Origin of the sequence: Actinomadura physcomitrii (assembly GCF_008923205.2) — a bacterium.
Classification (GTDB): Bacteria; Actinomycetota; Actinomycetes; order Streptosporangiales; family Streptosporangiaceae; genus Spirillospora; species Spirillospora physcomitrii.
The window spans coordinates 68,448-90,599 of sequence record NZ_WBMS02000028.1 but is presented as its reverse complement, the minus strand read 5'-3'; the positions used below and the strand labels follow the sequence as shown (position 1 = coordinate 90,599).

Below are 22,152 nucleotides of genomic sequence, written 5' to 3'. Positions count from 1 at the left end.
ATCACAAAAGGCGCACCCGATAGCGTCGACTTGACGGACAGTAGCGAGCTGAGCACTAATCAATGTACGCCCGTCTGCCCTGCGGCTGGGAGACGGGAGGGCAACAGCAAAGGCGAGAAGGGAACAACGTGGCAACGAGAAATTGGAACCTGTGCTCGGCAGCAGAATGGATGTGGGGGCCGGAGCCGATGCGGTGGCGTCGAGTGTTCTCGGGCCGAGCAGACCAGGTGAGCTCCGCACGACAGCTGGCGGCGGCCCTGTTCGCGGGAACCGGGCGCGAGGAGGACGTGGCGGTGGTGGTGGCTGAGCTGGCCAGCAACGCGGTCCGGCACACGCGGTCGGGTTACGACCGGGGCTGGTTCGGGCTAGAGGTCACGCTGCAGGACGTGGCCTACATCGCGGTGACCGACCTGGGGGGCGGCTGCATCCCGACCATCCGCTCGGAGCAGCCGGGCTGCGAGCCGCGGGTGAACGGGCGAGGGCTGCTCATGGTCTCCCGGCTCGCGCTGTCGGTCGGCATCCACGGCAGCCCGGAGACCGGTCATACCGTCTGGGCGGACCTCGACCTGCGCGGCGGCTCCACCGCCTCGCCAATGCAGGAGACGCCGCTGGCCTCGTGAGGGAGGGCCCAGCCTGGGGTTAGCAGGCTGGCCCCTCGAGGACAGAGTAGAGCAGGCCGCAGTGAGGCCGAGGCCTCGTCCGCACACCCGGTGCTTGCCGGGCGGCGGGCGAGGCCCGTCCCTCTTCATGGCGCTTTGCCCGCTCCAGGGCCCGCGGCGGCGGTCGAACGGCGTCGCGTCTTTTCGGGGTTCTGTTCGGTCTTCTTCTCGGTCTTCTCCTCGGGGTTCTGGCTATGACAAGAAGGGTCGAGCAGCCGGATTGATGCAGGTCAGCGCGCTGTTGCATCTTCTGTTCGTGAGCCCGACTCGTCACCAGGGACGACTCCTGGTAATAGTCCGCGCGGGTGTGGTCGACGGCATGACGCAGCTTCCCTCCCAGGCTCTCCACCTGCTGATGGGCCGGCCGTCTCCCTGGTCATACCTGCATGCATGCCGGCTCCCTGGATGCCGGCTCTCGGCAGCGCTCGCGCTCGGCCTCACCTCAGTTGCGCGAGTCGCGGGGGTGCGGCGGTCCTGGATGATGTCGCCTCGCCGTTCCGCCGCCTTTTGCTGAGACGTATTCGCCGGAAGATTGCGGTACGGCGCGGTGATCGGCGGTGGGTGCGGTTTCGTATTGTGAAATAAATGTTTGCGGTTGCTTGGGTTTGGGCGCGGGTGGTCGTGATTGGTTACATCGTTCAGCCGTCGAGGTGATTAAAAAAGTGGCCGCAGGTGCTTGCTCATCGTTGCGGTGTCGAGAAATGGTCGAGCTCCCGATGAACGGGAACGGCGCCGAAACACGGTCGCCGGAACGAATGGAATGGGAGTCGAAATGGCCGCGAAGAACATCACCACCGGAACGGCGACCGGGAAGGCGTCATTGGCGCGCAGGGGGCGGCTGACGATGTGGCGGGTACGTCCCGGCGGAGCGCGCCCGGCGGGGGCGGCTGGCGCGGTGTGGGACGCGCTGACGGCCAACCCGGGGGCGACGGTAGGAACGATCGCGGCGATGGCGGGTGTCAGCCGTGCGACGGTGGCGCGCACGCTGACCGCCCTGGAGGGCGACGGGCGCGCGGTGCGGACGCGCGGCGGTCGCGACGGCGGTAAGCAGCAGCCCGACACCTGGCACGCGACCGACGCCACCGGGCCCGACGCCACCGGGCCCGACGCGACCGGGCCCGACGACGCCGCGCCCGCGAACACGGAAGCCGACGCGGCGCCGACCGGCCCCGCCCCGGACGTGTCCGCCGACGGGCCGGAGGAGGTCCCCTCCGGCGGGGCGAACGGTGGCGGCGGCACGGACGCCGAGGAGATCGACGCCACCGCCCCCGGCGCTGCGACCACGGACGCGGATGGTGGTGAGGACGCGGAAGCAAAGTTGGACCCGGCGGCGGTCGCGGAGGCGCGGGACGCGCTGACGGCGTTGCGTGACGGGGTCACGGCGGCGCTGGCGGCGCTGGAGGCCGGGGACGGGAACGCGGCGCTGGTGGCGGCTGAGGGTGCCTACAGCGGTTCCGGGCTGGTGCGGCGGTTGGTGCGGGCGGCGGCGCGGGGGCCGGTGCGGACGGCGTCGGGGCGGGTGCGGTCGCAGCCGGGTGCGATGCGTGCGAAGGTCGCCCGGCACCTGGACGCGCACCCGGATGCGGCGTTCACGCCGCATGAGGTGGCGAGGGTGATTGGTCATTCGGCGGGGGCGGTGTCCAACGCCTTGGACCGGCTTGCCGAGGCCGGTGAGGCCGAGCTGGTGTGCGAACGTCCCCGCCGTTTCACCACCACCCACCGCGCCGCGTCGGGCGCCGCCAACTGCGCGCCTCACACCGCCGGGCGCTCTGCGAAAGCCGCCGCGTCCGCCGCGCGCTGACCGCCCACCAACCGCCACGGGGGGGCGCCCTACCGCCTGCCCCCGCACCACCACCGCAGCCAGGAGGTATGTGATGACCACCGTTCCCGCTACCGCGTCCACCACCGCCCCGCCGATCACCGGCCCCGCGTCTACCGCCGCCGTAGCGTCCAGCACTGGCTCCACCGTGCCAGGCGCCGCGCCCGCCGCGTCGCCGTCAGGCGGTCGCCTGGGGCAGGGGGAGCTGCGGCGCCGGGTCGCCGGTGTGCTGGCTGACCGTCCGCAGACCGTGTTCACGCCGGGTGAGATCGCCAAAGAGCTGGGGCGGTCGGCGGGTGCGGTCGCGAATGCGTTGGAGACCTTGGTTGGGCGCGGGCAGGCTGAACAGGTGTCGGGGCGGCCGCGCCGCTACGGCGCCACGTCCACCACCCGGGACGCCCTCACAGGCAGCAACGGCACCGGTGCCGGGACGCGGCGGTCGGCGCGCACCGCGCCGACCGCCCCCGCGACCGTCGCAAGCACCGCGACTGGCAGCCCGGCACCCGGTGCCACGTCCAGCGTCGGTAGCGGTGCGGGGGCGGGTGGAAAAGCGGCGGCGCGGTTCGGGCGGGGGCCGGTGGTGCGTCCGAACGGTCAGACCTACCACCCGCGCCGGTTGGCGGACCTGCCGGACGTGGCGGCGCTGCGGCGGTTGCGTGAGGCGTCGATCGCGGCGCTGCTGTACGGACCGCCCGGCACCGGGAAGACGTCCCTGGTGGAGGCGGCGTTCCCGGACCTGATCACGGTCGCCGGTGACGGTGACACCGCCGTCGCCGACTTCATCGGCGAGTACACCCAGGCCCCGGGCGGCGGTTACGAGTTCGTCTACGGGCCCCTGGTCACGGCGATGACCGAGGGCCGGTGCCTGTTCATCGACGACGCCACACTCATCTCGCCGAAGGTGCTTGCAGTGGTGTATCCGGCGATGGACGGGCGCCGCCAGATCACAGTGAAGTCCCACAAGGGCGAGACGATCACCGCCAAAGAGGGCTTCTACGTGGTCGCCGGTCACAACCCGGGTGTACACGGCGCCGTCCTGACGGAGGCCCTCGCCTCACGGTTCGCCGCACAGATTCAGGTGTCCACCGACTACGACCTCGCGACCACGCTGAAGATCGAACCCCGCGCGGTGCGCGTCGCCCGAAACCTTTCCCGCCGTCAGGCCTCGGGTGAGATCGGGTGGGCGCCGCAGCTGCGCGAGCTGATCGCCTTCCAGAAGATCACCGAGGTACTCGGGGCCGAGGCGGCGGTCGCCAACCTGCTCGGGGTCGCGCCCGAAGAGGACCGTGACGCGGTCGCCGAGGTCATCAGCTCGGTCTACGGGCGCGCCGTCGCCCCGCTGGCCCTCGGCCGCCAACTCTGACCCGCACCACCCGCCCACGCACGCCGCGCCCGCCCAGGCACCCATTCACCACTCACCAGGGGGAACACATGACCGCGCACATCGTTACCGCACCCGCTACCGGCCCGACCACCACCACGGCAACCGGCCCCGCACCCGCCCCGGGCCCGGGCGCCGCCGCCCCGGCGCCCGGCGCCGCGCCCGCCGGGGGCGGTGTGCGCGGGCAGTGGCTGCGGTTGTCGGCCGCGTTCACCGACGCCGTAGCCGACCTCACCGACCGCGAAGACCTCACCGTGCAGTGTGCGCCCGGGCTCGGGCGCGGCGCGCCGGGGTGTTTCGTGCCCGCGCTGGCCACCATCGAACTGGACGGTGCGCACCTCCGCCAGCGGCCCGAGACGTGCGACCCCACCCGCCCCGCCGATCGGGCCCGGTACGCGGCGCTGTGGGGCGTGCTGGTGCACGAGGCCGCGCACGCCACCCACACCCGCTGGGAACCCCAGACCGGCGCGCCCGCCGCTGCGATCGACGCGGCCATGGCATTGGAGGAGTCGCGGATCGAGGCGGCGCAGGTACGGCGCCGTCCCGCCGACCGGCCCTGGCTGCGCGCCTCAGCCACCCACCTCATCCTCAACGACTTCTTCGCTCCCACCACCTCAACCCGCACCCACCCGGCGCCCGCCGCCTCGACCGGTGCGACCGGCACCCCCGGCCCTGCCGCCGCCTCTGCGAGCGCACCGTCCGCTAGTACGCCGTCCGGTGCCGGGGGTGCCGCTGCGGGGGCGGCGGTGTCCACGCCGGGGGCCGCGATGACGCCGTGGAACGCCGGACGCGCCGCCGCGCTGCTACTGGCCCGCACCGCCGCCGGAATCCTCACCACCGCCGAAACCGCGAAGCTACGCACAGTCGTGGTCGAGGTGCTCGGTGAGTCACGGCTCAGCGCGCTGTCGGCGCTGTGGCACATCGCCCACACCACCCCCGACACCGACGGCGAGGCGATGCTGGAACTCGGGCGCCGGTGGTGCCGGATCATCGGCACCCGCCCCGATCACCCCGCACCCACCCCGCCACCCGGCACGCCCGGCGCCTCCGGCGACCCCTCACCTCTGGTCAAGGCGGTCGGCGACACTCTGATCGCCGTGCACAACGCGCGCGACACCGCCGCCACCGCACCCGGCACCGCACCAGAAGTCACCGCTACCGACCGAGGAGAAGAACGCCGGCAAGAGAAGAACGCGCGCGAACAGGCGCAGCGGGCGGCGCGGCGGGTGTTCGCACCCAGCACCACCCCGACCACCGGCGTGGCGCCACCGCCATCACCGGCACCCGCACCCCCACCCCCGCCGAACAAGCCGCCGCCCGCCGTCTGGCCCGGCAACTGCGCGCCGCCGCACACCGCGACCGCGTCACGACCCGCACCACCTCCCCAACCCCGCCCGGACGCCTTAGCATGCGCGGCGCCCTCGCAGCCGAGGCACAGCGCGCCGCCGGGGCCACCCCGACCGCCGAACCCTTCACCCAGACGATCCGCCGCCACGTGCCCGCCCCGCCGCTACGAGTCGGGATCGCCTGCGATGTGTCCGGATCCATGAACGCCTTCGCCGCTCCCGTCGCCTCCGCCGCCTGGATCATCGCCCGCGCCGCCGCACACGTCCCCGACGCCGTCTCCGCCTCCGTCATCTTCGGCGCCCGCGTACGGGCCCTCACCCAGCCTGGACGTGCCGCCGCCACGGTCCCGGTATTCGCCGCCAACGACCCGCGAGAGGACTTCACCACCGCTATAGACGCCCTCGACGCCGCCCTGGACCTGACCCGTCCCGGCGCCGCCCGCCTGCTGGTGATCGTCTCTGACGGCCGTTTCAAAGACGACCACCCCGCCCTCGGGCAGAAACGTCTCGACCGGCTCACCACGTCCGGGTGCGCGGTGCTGTGGCTCGCCCCCGACCAGCACGCCACCGTCATGCGCGGCGCCCACCGGCTCACCCTCACCGACCCTGCCCAGACAGCCGAAACCATCGGCACCGCCGCCACCCGCGCTCTCCGCAGCACATAGACCCCCGCCGCGCCCCGCCCGGGTGCGAACCCGGGCGGGGCGCGACCAGCACACCGATCGGCACCCCGCCGAACCGCACACCTGCACGGAGACTCCATGGCCGACCACACGGCGCACATTGCACCCGCGTGACACCGACCGGTACCGGGCCGCAGGGCCCGCATAACGCAACCAGGTGACCGCCACAACGTGCTCGTGCGCCCCCGCCTGAGTGGAGTTACTGGTGGTCGGCGCAGGTCGCCGCTATGCCAAGGGCCGCGTGGCGCCTGGAAGGCGGCGCGAGCCGACACCCAGCATTGACTCCCACGGATTGGCTCTCCAAGGATTCACCGCCCGGAATGACTCGACGGCAGCACCACAGGCCAGCAGCCGGCTCAGCCGAAGGACGAGTTGGCCTTGCCGCCGTCGACCTCACCGATCAATGAAGGGATTACCGATGGACACCACCCCGAGTACCGCCTACGGCCCCGAGCCCCACTCTCTTCTCGACCACCTTGAACTGCTGGGCGAAGCCTTGCAGCGCGTGGTGATCACCGACCGTACCCGGCACCCGAATGCCTATCGGCAGATCAGCGACGAGCTGATCGTCGCCGTCCGCAACACGCTGGGCGCCGCCGAGCCGATTCTGGGCGCTCGAGACGTCCTGGCCGCCGCACTGCGGGATACCGCCGCGCGTCAAAGGGCGGCCCGACACTGCCCCCACACCGGCACGGCTCCTTGTTGCCACCACGCGCACCGGGTCTCGACGTCCCCGCTGGACATGGCCACCCGCGCCTTGGTCGGAGACGACAGTGCGTGAGCCGAACCACCGGGCTGGTGCTGGCCAGACGCTGACGTCACGCGACCACGACCCATCGCATCACCACGGAAGACAGACACCGATGACCGACACTCTCAAGGACATGGCCCGCGCCCTGGCCGGCGACTTCGACTTCGACCATGTCGACTACACATGGGATGACAAGCGGGAACGGCACGAACTGACCATCGTGGTGGCAGGAAACAAGTACGAGGTCCTGCTGCAGTACATCGTTGCTGCCCGCACTGACCCGCCGCCGGTACCCGGCGATGAACTCGCCTCGTCCGGAAGCAACGCGTTCGCCTACGAGGTGTTCGCCGAGTGGAACGACCAGGGCCGCCGTGGATACAAGCGGGTCGCCCTGTGCGACGACGACACGACGGTCCTGGCGCTGCTCCGGGGCCTGCGCGCCGAGTACGCTGCTCGCGAGGGCTTCCCGCTCAACGTGCCTGAGCAACCGGGCTGGGCAACAGACGGCTAGAGCCGGAGCAGAAGGGAAGAGCGTCGGCGGCCCGAGCAGGCCCTGCGCTGCAGTGCGGGCCCTTGATCATGTTGATATCTGCAACGCTCCGTCGCTCGAAGACGAATCAACTGGGGACGGGCTGGTCTCGGCGCTGATGATCTGCTTGACCTTGCGGCGGTCGAGGCCGTACTTCTCAGCCAGATGCCGCTGTGACAAGGGGCGGCCGGGGCCGTTGAGGCTTGCCTGGTATTCGGCCAGCACCGCTTGCTCCACGGTCTGCTCCACTTCGGCGCGCCCGGGAACCGGTTGCTCCAGCGTGGTGCATTGCCGGGGTCCGGCGTCGGTGCAGCGCCGTATCGCGTTGCGGATAAGGATCATCAGCAGTTCGAAGGAGCCGATGAGGGCGAGCGCGGGCCATGCGCTGATCAGGGCCCCGATGACGCCGTGCGCGGCGCCGTGCGCCACGTTGGCACCGACGGTCGCCACGATGCCCGCTGCCAGGCTCCACCGCGCCAGCGCGGGGCGCCGGACAGCTGCGGCGCCCGGCGTCCAGTACGACCATTGACGCGGCCCAGATCAGCCCGTCCACGGTGACGGGCACCAGCCGCGCCGTCAGGCCGTCCTCTCCGTGGGAGCGGGTGAGTTCGAGGATGTGCTGGTAAGAGATGACCGCGGCGACGCTCGCGACCGCGATCACGGCGAGGGCCGTGGTGGCCTGCGTCAGACGGTCGGCCCATACCGCCGCCTGCTGTGCCCGGTCGGGGGAGCGTGCCCAGTCTTCTTTGCGGCTGTGTGCGTTCATGAGCGTGTTGCGGTGGGGCGGGTGAAGCCGAGGAGGCTGGGACGGGTGTAGGGCTGGATCTGCACGACGGTGCCGGTGTGGGGTGCGGCGATCATCTTTCCGGAGCCGATGACCAGACCGACGTGTCCGGGGTTGGCGGTGGAGGTGCCGGGTCCGGAGTTGAAGAAGACCAGGTCGCCTGGTTGTTCTTGGCCATTGGTGATGTGGTGGCCTTGGCGCCATTGGTCGCCGGAGACGCGCGGGATGGTGACGCCTGCGGCGCGGTAGGCGGCATAGACCAGGCCGGAACAGTCGAAGGCTTTCGGGCCTTCGGCGCCCCACCTGTACGGTTTGCCGAGTTGCGCACGGGCGAACGCGATCGCGGCGGCCGCCTTCCCTGGCGGCATCGCCGCGAAGACTCCAGGGATGGCGCATCCGCCGCCGGCCGTCTCGTCTCCTTGTGCCGCGTAGGCCCGGGCTTGGCGGAGGACGAGGTCGACGTACTGGTCGGAGTGGTTGTACTGGAAGAGCGCGGCGCGGATTTTTCCGGGCGCGCCGTTGTGCTTGAGGTAACGGGCAGCGGCCGGGATCGCGTCGGCCGGGTCGTAGATGTTCGTTCGTCCGTCTTTGTTTCCGTCGACCCCGAATGCTTTCCAAGTCCCGGCGAGGAACTGCATGGGTCCTGCGGCGCCCGCTGAGTTGGTGCCCGAGCGGATGCCCGAGCCGGGGCCGCGACCGTGGTCGGACTCGACCTTTCCGACGGCGGCCAGCACGTTCCAGCCGATTCCGTACTCGGCTCCGGCCTTGCGGTAGAGGAGCAGATACGCAGGCGGAATCGCGGCGGCGGAGCTACCGGGCGGAGGCTGACAGACGGTCTGTCCGGAGCTGGGGATGATGGCGCTGATCACCGCGACGAGCATGCCCATCAGCACGAGGACGCCGACGAGTCCCCCGATTGCCAGTGGCATCAGTAACCCGCCGGATCATCGTTGTTGGCTCGGGGTTGGTCGCGCCGGGTGACGATCGTCCACAGGTTCGCCAGGTCGACAAGGCGGTATCGGGGACCGGTGGCGCCGCCGGCGGGCTGCCAGACGGGTCCGGCGGGCCCGTCGACCGATGTGGTGGGTGTGTGAACGGCGGTGGCGACCGGTACCTCGGGTGTGCCGAGAAGGCGCCGGAAGTTGGCTTCTCGTTTTGGTGAGGGAAGCCAGAACAGGACGGGTGTGGTGGTGCCGGTGGCTTCGGCGAGGTCGGCGTAGCCGCTGAGCTTGGCCACCACCCGGGCGAGGGTTTCGGTGCCGGTGTCGTGCTCGAGGAAGAAGTCCAGCGTGCTCGATGCGCCGTCGGCGCGGGTCTGGGTCCAGCGGCCGAAGGCATCCGGCCGGGCGAGATCGCCCCACAGGGCCGCGCAGCGCTGTTCCGACCACCACTGCTCCACAGCGCCGGCTTGGCGCCGAGCGCAGACATGGAGCGAGACGAAGAACTCGTTCACGCCGATCTGGTGTGCGAGGCGAGGCGAGACGGCAATGGCGGTGGCGGTGTCCTGCCGGTATCCGAACTCGGTAATGTTCTGGCCGTGCTCGACGGCCAGGACGTGCGCGCCGACGGGCCCGAGGACCCAATGCCAGGGTTTGGAGCCGACGGGCGTCCAGGGACGGAACCGCAGGAGTGCGTGGTGGCGGTGCAGGTGGTTGAGGCGCTGCCGTGCCCGCTCCGGGGTGGGAAAGAACAGCCGGGTGAGTTGCCCGGTGGTCAGGACGCGGTGTTCCCAGACCAGGGTCAGCACCTCCCGGTCGCGGGCGGTCAGCCGATAGGCCAGCTCCGCGACCACCTCTGCGGAAACACGTGGCGCACGGATTTGGCTTCCGCGCAGCCGAGTGCTCGTCGTGTGCGGTCGGGTCATCGCCGCTCCTCCGCAGGCGGTATGACAGGCGCGGTCATTGTGGCCGCTCCATCAGGCAGTTCAGGGGAAGCGGACGGTGCGAGCGGGAAGGCGTCCAGGTCCCGCAATCCGACTTCAGGGATCGAGCGTGCGGTGTGCTGCGGTGAGAATCGTTCGCGGGATGCGTGGCGGACGGCGGTTGCTCGTCCGGGGATGGGGTCGGGGAGCGGGCGGGTGCGGAAGGTGAAGGCCGGGGTTGGGGCGTTGCCGTCCATGAGTCGGGCGGCGGCTTGGTAGGCGCCCAGGTGGGAGAGGTCGTGCGGGAACAGTAATGGCGTGGTGTGGCGGGCGAGGTCGGCAGCGTCTTCGGGCGAGGCGGCGAAGTAAATCTTGTTGCGGGCGTCGGCGGAGACGGCTTCGCGGAGATCTTTAGGGAGCTGGGAGAGGTGCTGGTGGGCGATGGTGAGGCTGAATCGGTAGGCGCGGGCTTCGGCGAGGATGTCGCTGATCGAGCCGGGCAGGTTGAGGAAGTTGTGGGCTTCGTCGATGTAGGCGGCGGCGTCGGGGCGGTCGTCCTCGGCTTGGGCGGAGCGTGGGGTGATGGCCTGCCAGGTGTGGGCGAGCAGGAGTGATCCGAAGAGGCGGACGGCGTCTTCGCCGAGGACGCCTTTGGGGAGGCGGGCGAGGATGAGGCCGCCGGAGGCGAGGGTGTCTGCAAGGTCGACGGTCGACGTGCCGCCGGACAGGGTGTCGCGGATGAAGGGGCGAAGCAGGACGGCGCGGAGTTTGTTCATGACTGGGCTGATCATGGAAGCGCGTGCGGCTGGGGTGAGTTCGTCGTAGGCGGCCCAGAAGCCGCGGAGGAGTTCGTCGGTGAGGCGTGAGGTGACACGGGCGCGGTAGGCGGTATCGGTCAGCAGGGTGGGGATGTCGCCGAGGGTGGCCCGGGTCCCGTTGACGCGGGTGAGGGTGAGGCAGGCGGAGCGGAGCAGGTCGTCCAGGCGGGGTCCCCAGGCGGAGGTGAAGCAGCGGCGGAAGGTGGTGACGATCGACTCGGCCGCGAACGCGGCATCGTGGCCGGCGAGGACGTTCAGGCATGGCGGCCGTCCTGGTGCGGCGGGGTCGAAGACCGCGGTTCGGCCGATGGCGCGTTCGGGGAGGCGTTGGAGGACGTCGGCGATCAGGTCGCCTTTGGGGTCGATCACCAGAGCGCCGCGTCCGGCGGTGGCGTCGGAGAGGATGAGGTTGGCCAGGAAGGTGGATTTGCCGACGCCGGTCTGGCCGAGGACGTGCAGGTGCTGGCGGGCGCCTTCCACGGTGAGTCCGACCGGCCGCGGGGCACCGGCCTCGGAGTCACCCAGGATGCGGACGCCGTTGCCGGAGACAGGGACGGCCGGTGAGGGCGCGACCGGGCGAGCACCGGCCCGGGTGACGCCGGGTGCCGCCAGGTCGTAGGGCAGGTGCGCGATCGCGGCGAGTTCGTCGACCGACAGCAGGTAGCCGCGGTGCAGGCGCCGCTCGTCCAGCCGTGCGGCCGGGTTGTGAAGTCGGCGGCGGCGCAGGTACTGGTGGCCGGAGGTGAACAGCGCGAAGGTCGAGGCGGTCTCATGGGCATGCGCGCGCAGCCATCCGTTGTCGATCTGGTCGGGGTGGCGGCTGGCGACGCCGTACAGGATCTGGACCTCGAAGCGGGGCCGGGCGGCTTTGCCGAGGATGGCGCGCAGTTGTTCGGCGCGTTCGGGATGCTGCCGGGTGAGTTCGCTGGGGTTGCGATGCCCGGACATTCCGGGCGTGAGCAGGTCGAATAGGTGACCTTGCGTCGCGGTGGACCGTGCACCGCGCAGCGCCGAGGCGGCCCGGTAGGCCTTGGTGAGGCGGTGGCCAGTGGCGGGGCGGGCCAGGATCTGCACAGCCAGGTGCTCGCCCTCGGCCAGCCCGGACGCTGCGCCGAGGAGCCCGCGTAGCGGGTCGGCATCGTGGTCGCTGGCGAGCGGGAAGTGCTCGGGCCGGGCTAGTACCAGACGCCCGCCTGCTGCCTTGTGCTCCTGGTCGCGTGGGAGTGGCGAGGTAGCCGGCTGGGTGGTGAGTGTGGCGCCGGGCCAGGACGCCTGGATGGTCTTCTCGACCAGACCAGGCGGGATGCTGCCGGGAACCCAGACGTGGAAGCGGACACCGTTGTGGTCGGCGCGGTACTCGAACGCCAGGTGGGGCTGCCCGAAAGCCAGGCGTTTCCAACAGGGCAAGGTGAGGCCGATGAGGCGGGCCCACCAAGCGGCGGCGCTGGCCGGCTCCACCTTCGGCGGCACTGCCACCTCGACCAATCGCGCGCCGAGGGCGAACCTGCTGTTGCGCCAGTCCCACAACAGCCAGCGGGCACTTGTCCAAGCAGCGGCAGCTCCCACGATGCCCAGCGCGGCGATGGGGCCGTACTCGGCCGCCAGTTCGACGAGCCTGTGCGGCGGGTCTGCGAGGTCCGAGAGCAGCCTGTGCACGCCGGTACCGCTGGTGGCGTCCGGCAGGATTGCCGTTCGGATCATCACTGGTCGGCCTCCGTGTTCATGGCTGCGGTGGTCTTGTGGTGTTCGGTGCGCATGGCGAGCTCAGCGGGGTCGGTGGTGACGAGCCGGTGTTCGTTCGGACTGGCGATGGCGGTGAAAGCGGCCCGGTCTGACCCGGCACCGGTGCCGCACAGCAGTCCCTGGCCTCGGTCGGCGGACAGCAGAAAGGTCTTCTCACCGTCGGTGAGGTCGAAGGCGTCGGTGATCTGGTCGATGGCCTGGGGTGCTTGGCGGAGCAGGATCTGGGTGGCGGAGTTGGCGATCACGGCGCGCCCCAGGTCGGAGGAGAGGAGGTCGCCGGCGTCCTGGGTGACGACGGCGAGTCCGGCCCAGTGTTTGCGGGCGGACTTGGCGAGCCGGTAGAGGAACCGGGCGCCCTCGGTCTCGCGCATGAGCGTCCAGGCTTCGTCGACCACGACCAGGCGGCGCCGCCGGTCGTCGGGATTGGCGACGGCCCGCCAGATCGCATCCAGAGCCAGCAGCATCCCGACGGTGCGGACCTCGTCGGGCAGGTCGCGCAGCGAGAACACCACCAGGTGCCCGGCGGGGCGAGTGGTGGTGGGGCCGGCGAACAAACCGCGGTAGGAGCCGGTGACGAACGGCACCAGCCGCGCCGACAGATCGGCTGCCGTGCCTGCGTCCGGCGCCTCCGTACGGGCGAGGGCGTCGAGTTGGGTGGTGAGGTCGCTCAGCACGGGTGCGGGGCGCGCCCAGGTGCGGGGGTCGGAGTTGATGCTGCGGGCTCGATAGGCGGCAAGGATCGCGCGGTCCAGCACCGCCCGCGCGACCGGGGTGAGCGGCTCTGCCAGCATGGCCGCAATGAGGGTCTGCAGAAACAGGGCGCGGCGGATGAGGGTGTCGTCGTCCTTGTCCTGCGGGAGGTCGAAGGGGTTGAAGCAGACGCCGGGAGCGCCGAGAGCGATGTGGGTGCCGGCGACGTGGTCGCACAGGCGCTGGTATTCGTCTTCGGGGTCGATGACGGCGACGTGGACGTCCTGGTAGAGCAGCCGGAGGGTTTCGAGTTTGGTGAAGTAGGACTTGCCGGCGCCGGAGCGGGCGAGGGTGACGGAGTTGTAGTTGTCCTGGGCGAACCGGTCCCAAAGCAGGACTCCGGCGGAGTAGGCGTTCAGCCCGTACAACACTGGTGTGTCGCCCAGCGCCGGTTGCAGGTCGGGTGAGGTGAAGGGGAAGGAGGCCGCCAGGGCGGCGGTGTCGAAGACCCGCCGCGCCCCGACCGTGTCGCGGGCGAGAGGCAGAGTGGTGGTCCAGCCCTGCAACGCGCGGAAGGTGGTGGGCTGTGCGTCCAACAACAGGGACGCGGCAAGCGCGCGCACCCGCTGCACCTCGCCCTCCAGCACGCCGGCGCCCGGGGCGTGGACGGTGAGGTACAGGCCGACGCGGAAGAGGCGGCCGTGGCCGCGAGCGAGAGAGGCGGCGAGTTCGGCGGCGTCGTCTGCTGCGGCTTCGGCGGCGAAGTCGGCCAGTCGGCCCTGCTGGGCGTTGGCCCGCGACGTCGACTCCAGGCGGGCGAGTTGCCGACGCAGCCGCTGTGCGGCGACCAGCGGTGGAACCGGGTCGATGTGCAGGGAGACGTCGAGGCGTCCGGGGTAGGTGAGCAGCGGTTCCAGCCAGCCCGCGCCGACCTCTCGCGGGTAGCCGGTCACCACGAATGACGCGCACAAGCCGGCTGGCAGCTCCAGCGACCGGGCGTTGACGCGCACCGCCGACGGACCCAATCTCGGAAGGCCCAGGCCATCTCCATGGCCGTCTTCCACAAGGCCATTTCCGGGGGCGGCCGGGGCGGTGAGGCCGAGCGTGCGTGCGAGTGCGCTGAGTGAAGGTCGCATCATGCCTCCTGCCGGTGAGTGATCACGTCACAAAGAGTGGAGTTATCCACAAGATGGGCCTCTCCTGGGGACAGTGATTCGGTTAGGACGGCGATGGCGCTGTCGGCGTCGAGGACCTCGGCCGGGACGGCAAGGGCGGCCAGGCTTTGCGCCGCTTCGGCGGCGCGTCGCAAGGCGACTGCAGCGGCTGAGTCACGTCCCACCCGGCGCCGTTCGTGCTGCCGCCACGCCAGGACGGAAGAAGGGGGTGAAGCTGGGACGTGGCCGATGATGACGATGAGTACGTGCCGGATGAGCAGGTCGTGCGTGTCGCCGAGGTCGGTGAGGAACGCGGCATGCTCGAACGCGGCCTGCTCCAGAACCGGATCCGGAAGGGCAGGTGCGTGCTGGCTGAGGTGGTCGGCCAGCCCGGTCAGGTCGACTGGGCTGGCTTGGATGAGGATCTGGACGGGCGCGTCCAGGGAGTTGAGCCAGCGGCCGAACACCGCCACCAGCCCGGCCTGCTCGCGTGGCGTCCGCAACCCGAAGGCGAGCGTGCCGGCGCGGACGATGATTGCGACACCGCCGTCGGCCAGTTCCAGTGCACCGTCTTCGCGGACGGCATGCACGGGTAGCCGCAAGGGTTCGGGCAAGCGTCCGCGCATCCGGCACCAGGCCGGTGGCGGCTGTACCGACTCTGCGGCGGTGACGCGTTCTTTGGAGGCACGCAGGTGACGTAGGGCGGCCAGGATGTAGCGATCGAGGTTCATGCCGTCGTGGCGGGCGACCGCCAGCACGAATCCGACCGCCGCGACCGGGACCAGCAGCGCCGCTAGCACTGGGAAAGGCATCAAGGGGCCGAGGGTGAAAAAGATCCAAAGGGTGGTGGCGGCGGTGCCGGCCAGGATCGCCAGTTGCCGGGTGGTGAGTCCGTAAAGGATCTTGTCGGGCTGGTCGACGTCGGCGGGGATCTTCACGCTCATCGGCGTTTCGGCATATTGCTGGTGGCGAGCGGTCATCGGTGCCTCCGGGACTTCGGCTGGTCGATCCACAAGGTCAGCTGTCGGCGCGGGACAGGCCGTCTGGGCATGCCGGGGATCATCAGCTGTCGCGACCGCGCCGGCGCATTCGGCGGCGCTGATGTGCTCGGAGTGGACGGCCGGGGAACTCGGGTTACGGGGATCGGCAGAGCCAGTTGCCTCGGCCGACGCGCCCTGGGCGTGGTGGCAGGCGCGGGTTGGGCGGGGCTCGGTAGCGCCAGCTGCATCGGGTGGTGGGCTCCTTGCCTATCGCTGTTGGACTCGGGGCCGGACGGTCGTCCTGGTGGCATCGGGATCGCTCCTGGTGGCATCGGGATTGCCCCGCCGGGCAGCGCCGGCGGCTCCGCGGAACTCGGTAGCTCCAGCGGTGTGCGTGAAGCACCGGGCAGCGCCAAAGCAGCGCGAGACGGGCTGGGCAAGGCCGGCCCTGGACGAGGGGTCGGCGGTGGGAACGGAGGCGACGGAGGTGGCAGTGTCGGCGGCGGTGTTGGTGGAGCAGGCGATGGGGTTGAGAAGTTGCTCGCGGGGCCGCGGCGGTTCATCAGGGCGCCCAGGCCGCGGTAGAGGATGAGGCTCTTGACTAGTCCGGTGAGCAGGCGCGGCTGGGCCTGCCGCCAGATGGTGCGGGCGACCCAGGCGGGGACGCGGACCATCACCCACAGCAGGCATAGCGCCAGCAGCAGGTCGACGGTGCTGTTGGAGGCCAGGCCCGGGAAGTGGCCGTCGGTTCCCTTGACGCTGGAGAACATCAGCCGGAACGCGGTCGCCAAGATCAGCGACTGGCACACTCCGATGGCCAGCACCCCGGTGATGCTGCGCCACCACAACCGCGCCAGCCCGTCGGTCGCCGGCAGGGCATGGAAAATCAACGCCACCGGTGCGGCGGCGATCAACACCATGGTCAGCGCGATGCGGACGATATAGATGAACCCCACGCACAGCGCCAGCACCACCACGCCCAATCCGATCAGGATCGTGAACGGCTGCGCCGGGACCAGATTGGCGACCACGTATCCGGCGATCACCTTGGCGACCCGGCCGGGGTCGACCGCCTCGGCCCCGGCTTTGAGGAACGCGCCGGCCAAGCCGTTGGCGAACGTGATCCCGTAGCCGATGACGATGAGGCTGAGGTTGGAGGCCAAGAACGCCCCCAGCAGCCGCGCCACCAGCTGCCCGGGCGTGAGCTCGCCGCCGGGCAGCGAATGCCCGGCCATGAGCAGCACTCCGCCGACGGTGATGATCAGCACGTAGCAGGTGTTGGCGATGGTCTGCGCCACACCCCACAGGTCCTTGGCGCGCGCCATGTCCGGCGAGTCCAGCGGCGGGGTGGCCAGGACCGTCTCGGCCAGCAGGTTGAAGATCGGCTTGGCGGCACTGGTGACCAGATCAGCGAACCAGCCGTTCACCGCCTGCTTGGCCATGCACCCCATGTCCATGAACCCGCACCCGGAACCGTCCTCGCCGTTGGCCGGGTCCTGACCGCCCGGAGTCGCCGGAGCCGGCGAGCGCCCCGGCGTCGGTGACGGCGCCGGACCGCCGGGCGGCGGAGCAGGCTCGGAAGGCGGCTGCGATGCGGGCGCTGGAGAGTGCGGCGGCGCGGTCTGCGGGGACGGGGACTGTGGCGGCGGGGTCTGTGGTGCATCCGGTGACGGGTTGACCGTCGGATGTGGCGCAGGGTCAGCGGCTCCCAGGGCCGGACAGGCTCCTGCATACACCAGCGCGGCGGCCATCAACACGATCAGCGGCGCCGCCGCCAGGGTGAACGCCGCAGACCTACGCGTCCAGGCGGGTCGGCTAGCGGTTGCGGTCACGAGGGCGTACCGACGATGCTCTGGAGCATCTTCACCAGCAGCGGCGCCAGCACCGCGACCGAGTACCCGATCGCGGCGTACCGCAGGGTCTTCTTGGCCGCCTCCACCTCGCCGGGGTCGCCACCGGCGAGCATGTAGCGGACCCCGCCGATCGTGGCGAACAGCGTCGCCAACCCCACCAGCAGCCCCACGATCACATTCCGCAGGTTGTCGATCACCTCCTTCAGCGAAGCCGCTGCGGCGAGGTGCGTGCTGGCATCGGCCACTCCGGGCACCAGCAGCGCGGTCGCCGCGCATCCGGCCGTCCACACCAGCGACGCGGCCACCAGCCGCCGCCGGGATGGTCGGGGCCTGCGTTCGGCACCGGGGGCGATGAATGTTCGGACGGTGGTGGACAGGCCTGCGGCGGGCCGCCGCGGATGGCGGTCGATCGGCTGTGGGCTTTTGCGGGTGCGCATGGCAGCGTCTCCGGGACGAGTCGGTGCGGATTCGGCTGCCAGCCGGATCACCAGGAGCGGTGCGGCCCTGGGCTTCGGGTGTCCTCCTTGGCTGGACACGAGTGACGGAATGGTGCGGCGGGGACCGGGTTCTGGCCGTCCGCCCGAGGCCCGCACCGTTCACCGGTGATCTCGACTGGCACCCATGAAGCACCGCCCAGCAGCCCAGAATTCAGAGATCGGCCGCATTTCTTGATCAATCTTTGAAGCACTGATAGAGCGGTTCCTTCACCCGGAAACCCCACCCGACAACAAGTTCACAGCTTCTCGGCGGCCACGCCCCAGCGAGCACACAGCCCAAAAGCCGGTCCCGTCATCTTGACCAGATACTGACGCAGCAGATCCTGAAAACCAGGCTGTTCAGCGGTGCTTCATAAGTGCACGGGGATCGGGTGGCCGCCACGGGTCACCCAGCACATGAATTGCACACCGTCCGACCCGAATCGCTTGCCGAGCAGCAATAATCGCCCGATTCAGCGGCGAATGGTCCCATTGACCGTCTGGCTGTGCTCGGACTCTCCCGAAAACAACCCGACGGCTCGAACCGACGCTCACCCGAAACGGCCCACGTCAGCCACCATCTGCGTCCGGCACCGCCAAGCCGTCGGCCGCGAGTTGGCCCGCCACCTCATCGGCACCTGCACGCGCGAAGGCGACCTGGTCGCCGAGGGCTTCACCACCAGCGAGGCCACCCTGACCGCCGCCGCAGAACTGGACCGCCGCGCCATCGCGCTGGTCCCGCACTTCCCGCTCGCCCAGCACATCGGCACCCGCCTGCGCGCCACCCTGAACACCGCCCAGCTGGGACGCGTGCAGATGCGCCCGACACGGCCCGACCAGATCACCCGCGGGCTGGCCGACCGGCTCGGCGACGTCGCCCTGGTCATCGCCGCGCCACCGCCTTATGAGACCGGCGGACGCCCGCCGCGACAGCCCACCGAACGCGAGTGTGCGGCGTGCCGGGCCGAGCTGTGGATGCTGACCAGCCAGCAGCTCGGGCTGTTCCTGGCCGGAGCGTGGCGAGTCCTGCGGCCCGGTGGCGTCCTGGCGGTCATCACCACACTCCACCACCACGCCGGACGCCTCATCGACCCCGCGCCCCGCATCATCGGTCACGCCCAACGCGTCGGGTTCCGCTACGCCCAGCACGTCATCGCCCTGCGGGTCCCCATTGACGGCGACGCCTTGGTCGTCCAGGCCGGCCCCGCCGATCTGGCCCAGCTGCGCGACACCGGTTCGGCGTCGCTGCCGCCCACCGTCAACGTCCACGCCACCGTCTCGCTGTTCACCAAACCACCAAGGATTGCGGAATCGGACGGTCCCGAAGGCCCGAACGGCGGGAGGACGCGATGAACCACCAGCCGACCCGCAACGAGTTGACTCGACGGGAGTTCCTGGCATCGGTGCTGGCGACCGGGCAGCGCCCATCCCGGCTGCAGCGCCACGGCCGCTACACGCCCGAGTCGATGCGTCACCCGGGCAAGATGCTGCCCGCCATCGCCTCCACCGTCATCGACGCCTTCACCCAGCCCGGAGACCTGGTCATCGACCCGATGTGCGGGATCGGCACCACCCTCGTCGAGGCCATCCATCTCCGCCGCGACGCCGCCGGCATGGAGTACGAACGCGCCTTCGTCGACCTCACCCTGAACAACCTCCGCCACGCCCACGCGCAGGGCGCCACCGGTCGTTACCAGCTGGCCTGCGGTGACGCCCGCACCATCGCCACCGTCTATAAGGAACTGCGCGGAAAGGCAGCGTTGGTCCTGACCTCACCGCCCTACGGCTCCCACACCCATGGGCACATCCGTTCCAGTCGAGACAACGGCGGTGGCAAGGTCCTCAAACGCCACCACCGCTACTCCACCGACCGCGGAAATCTCGCCCACCAGCCCCTCTTGGGCCTGCTGGACAGCTTCGGGCGCATCCTGGCCGGCAGCGCCCTGCTGTTGCGTCCGTGCGGTGTGGTCGCGGTGACCGTCCGCCCGATCCGGGTCAAGGGCGAGCTGATCGATCTGCCCGGCATGGTGATCGACACCGCCGCCCGCAACGGCCTGATCCTGGCCAGCCGCTACGCGGCGCTGCTGGCCGGGCTGCGCGGAGGCCGACTGGTCAACAGAGCCTCGTTCTTCCAGATGCTGGAGACCCGCCGCGCCCGCGACCGCGGTCTTCCCGCCTGCGCCACCGCCCACGAAGACCTGCTGCTCTTCCACCGAGCCGCCGACCTTCAGGGAGACCGGTGATGGCCCGCACAACCGACCACGACCGGAGACCCGATCGGGTCAGCGAAATGCTGGCGGTACTGCAGCTCGGCCTTTGCGGGCGGTGCGGGCGAGCCCGCTATGCCACCCGAGCCGATGCGCGCCGGGCCGCCCGAATCGCCGCTCCCGGGACCCGGCTGCGCGCATACCGGTGCGGAAACGCCTGGCACCTCACCTCAACCAATGCGCCGCAGTTCGTCGCTCCTCCCGTCACTGTCGTTCGGGTCTTCGGACCGCGCTGGCAGCGGGGGCTTGACCGGCGACCCGGAGACAAGGGTGCATACCGACGCTCCGGACTGCATGGCCACGGGCGTCCGCAGGATGTCGCGTGCCGCCCAGGCCACCGGGACTACACCAATCCGCTGAAGGACGCTCATGCACCGCACGACGCTTTCACCCCCCGCTGGGGCGGCTCGGGTGCCGGTGGCGTGCGGTGAGAGGGCTGACTGCGGCGGAGATCCATTCGCTGCCCGCCACCATCGACCTGGTCACCGCGGGACGGGTGTTCGGGGTCGGACGCACCAAGGCCTACCAGCTCGCCCGCACCGGCCGCTTCCCCTGCCGGGTGCTTCAGGTCGGGCGCAGCTACCGCGTCTGCACCGCCGACCTGCTCACCGTCCTCGGGCTCGCCCACGACCGGCCGACCCCGGACGGGCCGCCTGCACACCATCAGAAAGAGAACTGAATGACCGCTCAAGGAAGCACGTTCAAGACCTGCGGATGCCGCAACGACGACGGCAAACGCCTGGGTAAGAACTGCCCGAAGCTCCGACGCAGCAACGGCCGCTGGAGCAGCACCCACGGAACCTGGAAATACCAGCTGGAACTCCCGCTGACCGCCGCAGGCGTCCGCCGCAACCCGCTCCGGAAGGAAGGATTCACCCGCCAGGAGGACGCCGAGGCCGAACTGAACCGGGCCAAGGAACTCCTGGCCATCGCCGGCGCCGACGAGACCGCGCGAGTGCAGATCGCCGACCTCATCACCGCCACCGTCCGGGCCACCAAGCAACTGCCCGAACCAGAGGAGGTGCGGCGCAAGATCCGCACTGGGCAGGACCTGTCGCGGTCGGTGACGGTGGGGGAATACCTGGACCAGTGGCTGGCCGGGCGCCGCAACCTGCGCGAGGGCACCCGCCGCAGCTACGCCCAGCACATCCGCCTCTACCTCAACCCCCACCTCGGGCACATCCCACTGAACCGGCTGCGGGTCGGCGACGTCGACCGCGTCTTCGACGCCATCGACGAACGCAACCAGCAGGTCGCCCGTGCCCGCGAAACCCTCGACCCCAAACTGCGAGCCAAGGTCAAGGGACAGCGGATGGTTGGCGCGGCCACCAAGCACCGCATCCGCGCCACCCTGCGCTCAGCGTTGGCCAAGGCGGTCCGCGAGCGCCTCATCGACATCAATGTCGCCGCCCTGGTCGAACTCCCCTCGGGCAAGGCACCCAAGGCGCTGGTGTGGACCGACGAACGCATCACCCAATGGCAGCACGACTTCGCCGCGCACATCGAGACGATGAACGCCCGTCGCCGACGCCTGTCCCAACTCGAGCCGCACAAACGGATCGGACAGAACATCAACCGCCTGGACGCCTACATCGGCGCCCCGCGCCCGTCACGCGTCATGGTGTGGACACCCGCTCTGACCCGCACGTTCCTGGACCGCGCCCGCGGGCACCAGCTGTACGCCCAGTTCCACCTGATCGCCTTCCGTGGCCTGCGACGCGGGGAATCATGCGGGCTGCGCTGGGCCGACCTCGACCTGACCTCCGGCACCGCGACGATCCGATGGCAGATCACCCAGATAGGCCCCGACACCTTCGAAGGCAAACCCAAGACCGACGCCGGAGAGGCCACCATCAACCTCGACAAGACCACCATCAAGGAACTCCGCGCCCATAAGGCGAGACAAAACACCGAGCGCCTCGCCGCCGGCGACGCATGGACCGAGACCGGATTCGTGTTCACCACACCCACCGGTAGCCCGGTCGACCCCAACGATGTCACCGAGCAGTTCGAGCAACTGTCGATGGAGGCCGGACTGCCACCGGTCCGGCTGCACGACCTGCGCCACGGCGCCGCCACCTTCCTGCTCGCCGCCGGATACGACCTCAAAGTCGTCCAAGAGACCCTGCGCCTGTCATCCCTGGCCATCGCCGCCGACATCTACACCAGCGTCCTGCCGCAACTCGCGCAGCAATCGGCCGAAGACGCCGCCGCCGTCGTCCTGGGCGCCCACCGCCCGCGCCGCCGACCAGCCAGCGCCAAGGTCACCGAGATACCGACAGCAGACCACGGAACGGCCGAGAACGAAGGCGACACCACCGAACCAGCGGCCGCAGCCGACGCGTCCTAACCAGCAAC

General features: G+C 70.4%; 19 protein-coding genes and 1 pseudogene. 11 read left to right on the top strand and 9 right to left on the bottom strand.

Going from position 1 to position 22,152, the window contains the following annotated elements; translation table 11 throughout:
* Positions 1 to 62 precede the first annotated feature (62 nt).
* The 7 genes from F8568_RS30250 to F8568_RS30220 all read left to right on the top strand — a co-directional run bounded on the left by F8568_RS30250 (position 63) and on the right by F8568_RS30220 (position 7,150).
* The gene (locus tag F8568_RS30250; protein WP_328601093.1) at positions 63 to 620 is read left to right on the top strand and encodes an ATP-binding protein; all 558 of its coding nucleotides are present in this window, start codon (positions 63 to 65) and stop codon (positions 618 to 620) included.
* An 811-nt stretch (positions 621 to 1,431) separates the two neighbouring features.
* Positions 1,432 to 2,460, top strand: a complete 1,029-nt coding sequence (locus tag F8568_RS30245; RefSeq protein WP_151597097.1) for a MarR family transcriptional regulator — start codon at positions 1,432 to 1,434, stop codon at positions 2,458 to 2,460.
* Positions 2,461 to 2,533: 73 nt separating this feature from the next.
* Positions 2,534 to 3,841 (top strand): AAA family ATPase, encoded by a 1,308-nt coding sequence (locus tag F8568_RS30240; RefSeq protein WP_151597096.1) that lies wholly within the window; start codon positions 2,534 to 2,536, stop codon positions 3,839 to 3,841.
* 68 nt (positions 3,842 to 3,909) lie between these two features.
* Complete coding sequence (locus tag F8568_RS30235; RefSeq protein ID WP_160573803.1) at positions 3,910 to 5,409, top strand: hypothetical protein; 1,500 nt, start codon at positions 3,910 to 3,912, stop codon at positions 5,407 to 5,409.
* Positions 5,406 to 5,870: a hypothetical protein gene (locus F8568_RS30230; RefSeq protein ID WP_151597095.1), complete on the top strand. Its 465-nt coding sequence runs from the start codon at positions 5,406 to 5,408 to the stop codon at positions 5,868 to 5,870. The genes F8568_RS30235 and F8568_RS30230 overlap by 4 nt, the downstream gene beginning before the upstream one ends.
* Positions 5,871 to 6,306: 436 nt before the next feature.
* The gene (locus F8568_RS30225; protein ID WP_151597094.1) at positions 6,307 to 6,669 is read left to right on the top strand and encodes a hypothetical protein; all 363 of its coding nucleotides are present in this window, start codon (positions 6,307 to 6,309) and stop codon (positions 6,667 to 6,669) included.
* 82 nt (positions 6,670 to 6,751) lie between these two features.
* Complete coding sequence (locus tag F8568_RS30220; protein WP_151597093.1) at positions 6,752 to 7,150, top strand: hypothetical protein; 399 nt, start codon at positions 6,752 to 6,754, stop codon at positions 7,148 to 7,150.
* A gap of 66 nt (positions 7,151 to 7,216) precedes the next feature.
* Here F8568_RS30220 and F8568_RS48785 read toward each other — a convergent pair whose 3' ends face one another.
* From F8568_RS48785 to F8568_RS30180, 9 genes and pseudogenes are all read right to left on the bottom strand, one after another.
* A complete protein-coding gene (locus F8568_RS48785; protein ID WP_236009372.1) occupies positions 7,217 to 7,618 on the bottom strand; it encodes a hypothetical protein in 402 nt (133 codons plus the stop codon).
* A gap of 43 nt (positions 7,619 to 7,661) precedes the next feature.
* Positions 7,662 to 7,934, bottom strand: a pseudogene (locus F8568_RS51175) (DUF2637 domain-containing protein); the annotation flags it as partial.
* Positions 7,931 to 8,881, bottom strand: a complete 951-nt coding sequence (locus tag F8568_RS30210) for a C40 family peptidase (RefSeq protein WP_151597091.1) — start codon at positions 8,879 to 8,881, stop codon at positions 7,931 to 7,933. The pseudogene F8568_RS51175 and the gene F8568_RS30210, both read right to left, overlap by 4 nt.
* Positions 8,881 to 9,816 carry a replication-relaxation family protein gene (locus F8568_RS30205; protein WP_151597090.1) on the bottom strand — a complete coding sequence of 312 codons (936 nt, stop codon included), beginning with the start codon at positions 9,814 to 9,816 and terminating at the stop codon, positions 8,881 to 8,883. Before F8568_RS30205 ends, F8568_RS30210 begins: the two co-directional genes overlap by 1 nt.
* Positions 9,813 to 12,332, bottom strand: coding sequence for a type IV secretory system conjugative DNA transfer family protein (locus tag F8568_RS30200; protein ID WP_151597089.1), 2,520 nt, complete (start codon positions 12,330 to 12,332; stop codon positions 9,813 to 9,815). Before F8568_RS30200 ends, F8568_RS30205 begins: the two co-directional genes overlap by 4 nt.
* Entirely contained in the window at positions 12,332 to 14,074 is a 1,743-nt protein-coding gene (locus F8568_RS30195) for a VirB4 family type IV secretion system protein (protein WP_328601092.1), read from the bottom strand. The genes F8568_RS30200 and F8568_RS30195 overlap by 1 nt, the downstream gene beginning before the upstream one ends.
* Positions 14,075 to 14,199: 125 nt before the next feature.
* Entirely contained in the window at positions 14,200 to 15,198 is a 999-nt protein-coding gene (locus tag F8568_RS30190; protein WP_151597088.1) for a PrgI family protein, read from the bottom strand.
* Entirely contained in the window at positions 15,195 to 16,640 is a 1,446-nt protein-coding gene (locus F8568_RS30185; protein WP_151597087.1) for a hypothetical protein, read from the bottom strand. Before F8568_RS30185 ends, F8568_RS30190 begins: the two co-directional genes overlap by 4 nt.
* A 386-nt stretch (positions 16,641 to 17,026) precedes the next feature.
* Positions 17,027 to 17,488 (bottom strand): pilin, encoded by a 462-nt coding sequence (locus tag F8568_RS30180; protein WP_202125529.1) that lies wholly within the window; start codon positions 17,486 to 17,488, stop codon positions 17,027 to 17,029.
* Positions 17,489 to 18,142: 654 nt separating this feature from the next.
* Here F8568_RS30180 and F8568_RS30175 point away from each other — a divergent pair.
* The 4 genes from F8568_RS30175 (at position 18,143) to F8568_RS30160 (ending at position 22,144) form a co-directional block, all read left to right on the top strand.
* Positions 18,143 to 18,880, top strand: coding sequence for a site-specific DNA-methyltransferase (locus F8568_RS30175; protein WP_160573802.1), 738 nt, complete (start codon positions 18,143 to 18,145; stop codon positions 18,878 to 18,880).
* Positions 18,877 to 19,770, top strand: coding sequence for a TRM11 family SAM-dependent methyltransferase (locus F8568_RS30170; RefSeq protein WP_151597085.1), 894 nt, complete (start codon positions 18,877 to 18,879; stop codon positions 19,768 to 19,770). The genes F8568_RS30175 and F8568_RS30170 overlap by 4 nt, the downstream gene beginning before the upstream one ends.
* Positions 19,771 to 20,221: 451 nt before the next feature.
* Complete coding sequence (locus F8568_RS30165; RefSeq protein WP_328601091.1) at positions 20,222 to 20,473, top strand: DNA-binding protein; 252 nt, start codon at positions 20,222 to 20,224, stop codon at positions 20,471 to 20,473.
* Entirely contained in the window at positions 20,474 to 22,144 is a 1,671-nt protein-coding gene (locus tag F8568_RS30160) for a tyrosine-type recombinase/integrase (RefSeq protein WP_151597084.1), read from the top strand. It abuts the gene before it with no gap.
* Positions 22,145 to 22,152: the final 8 nt, after the last annotated feature.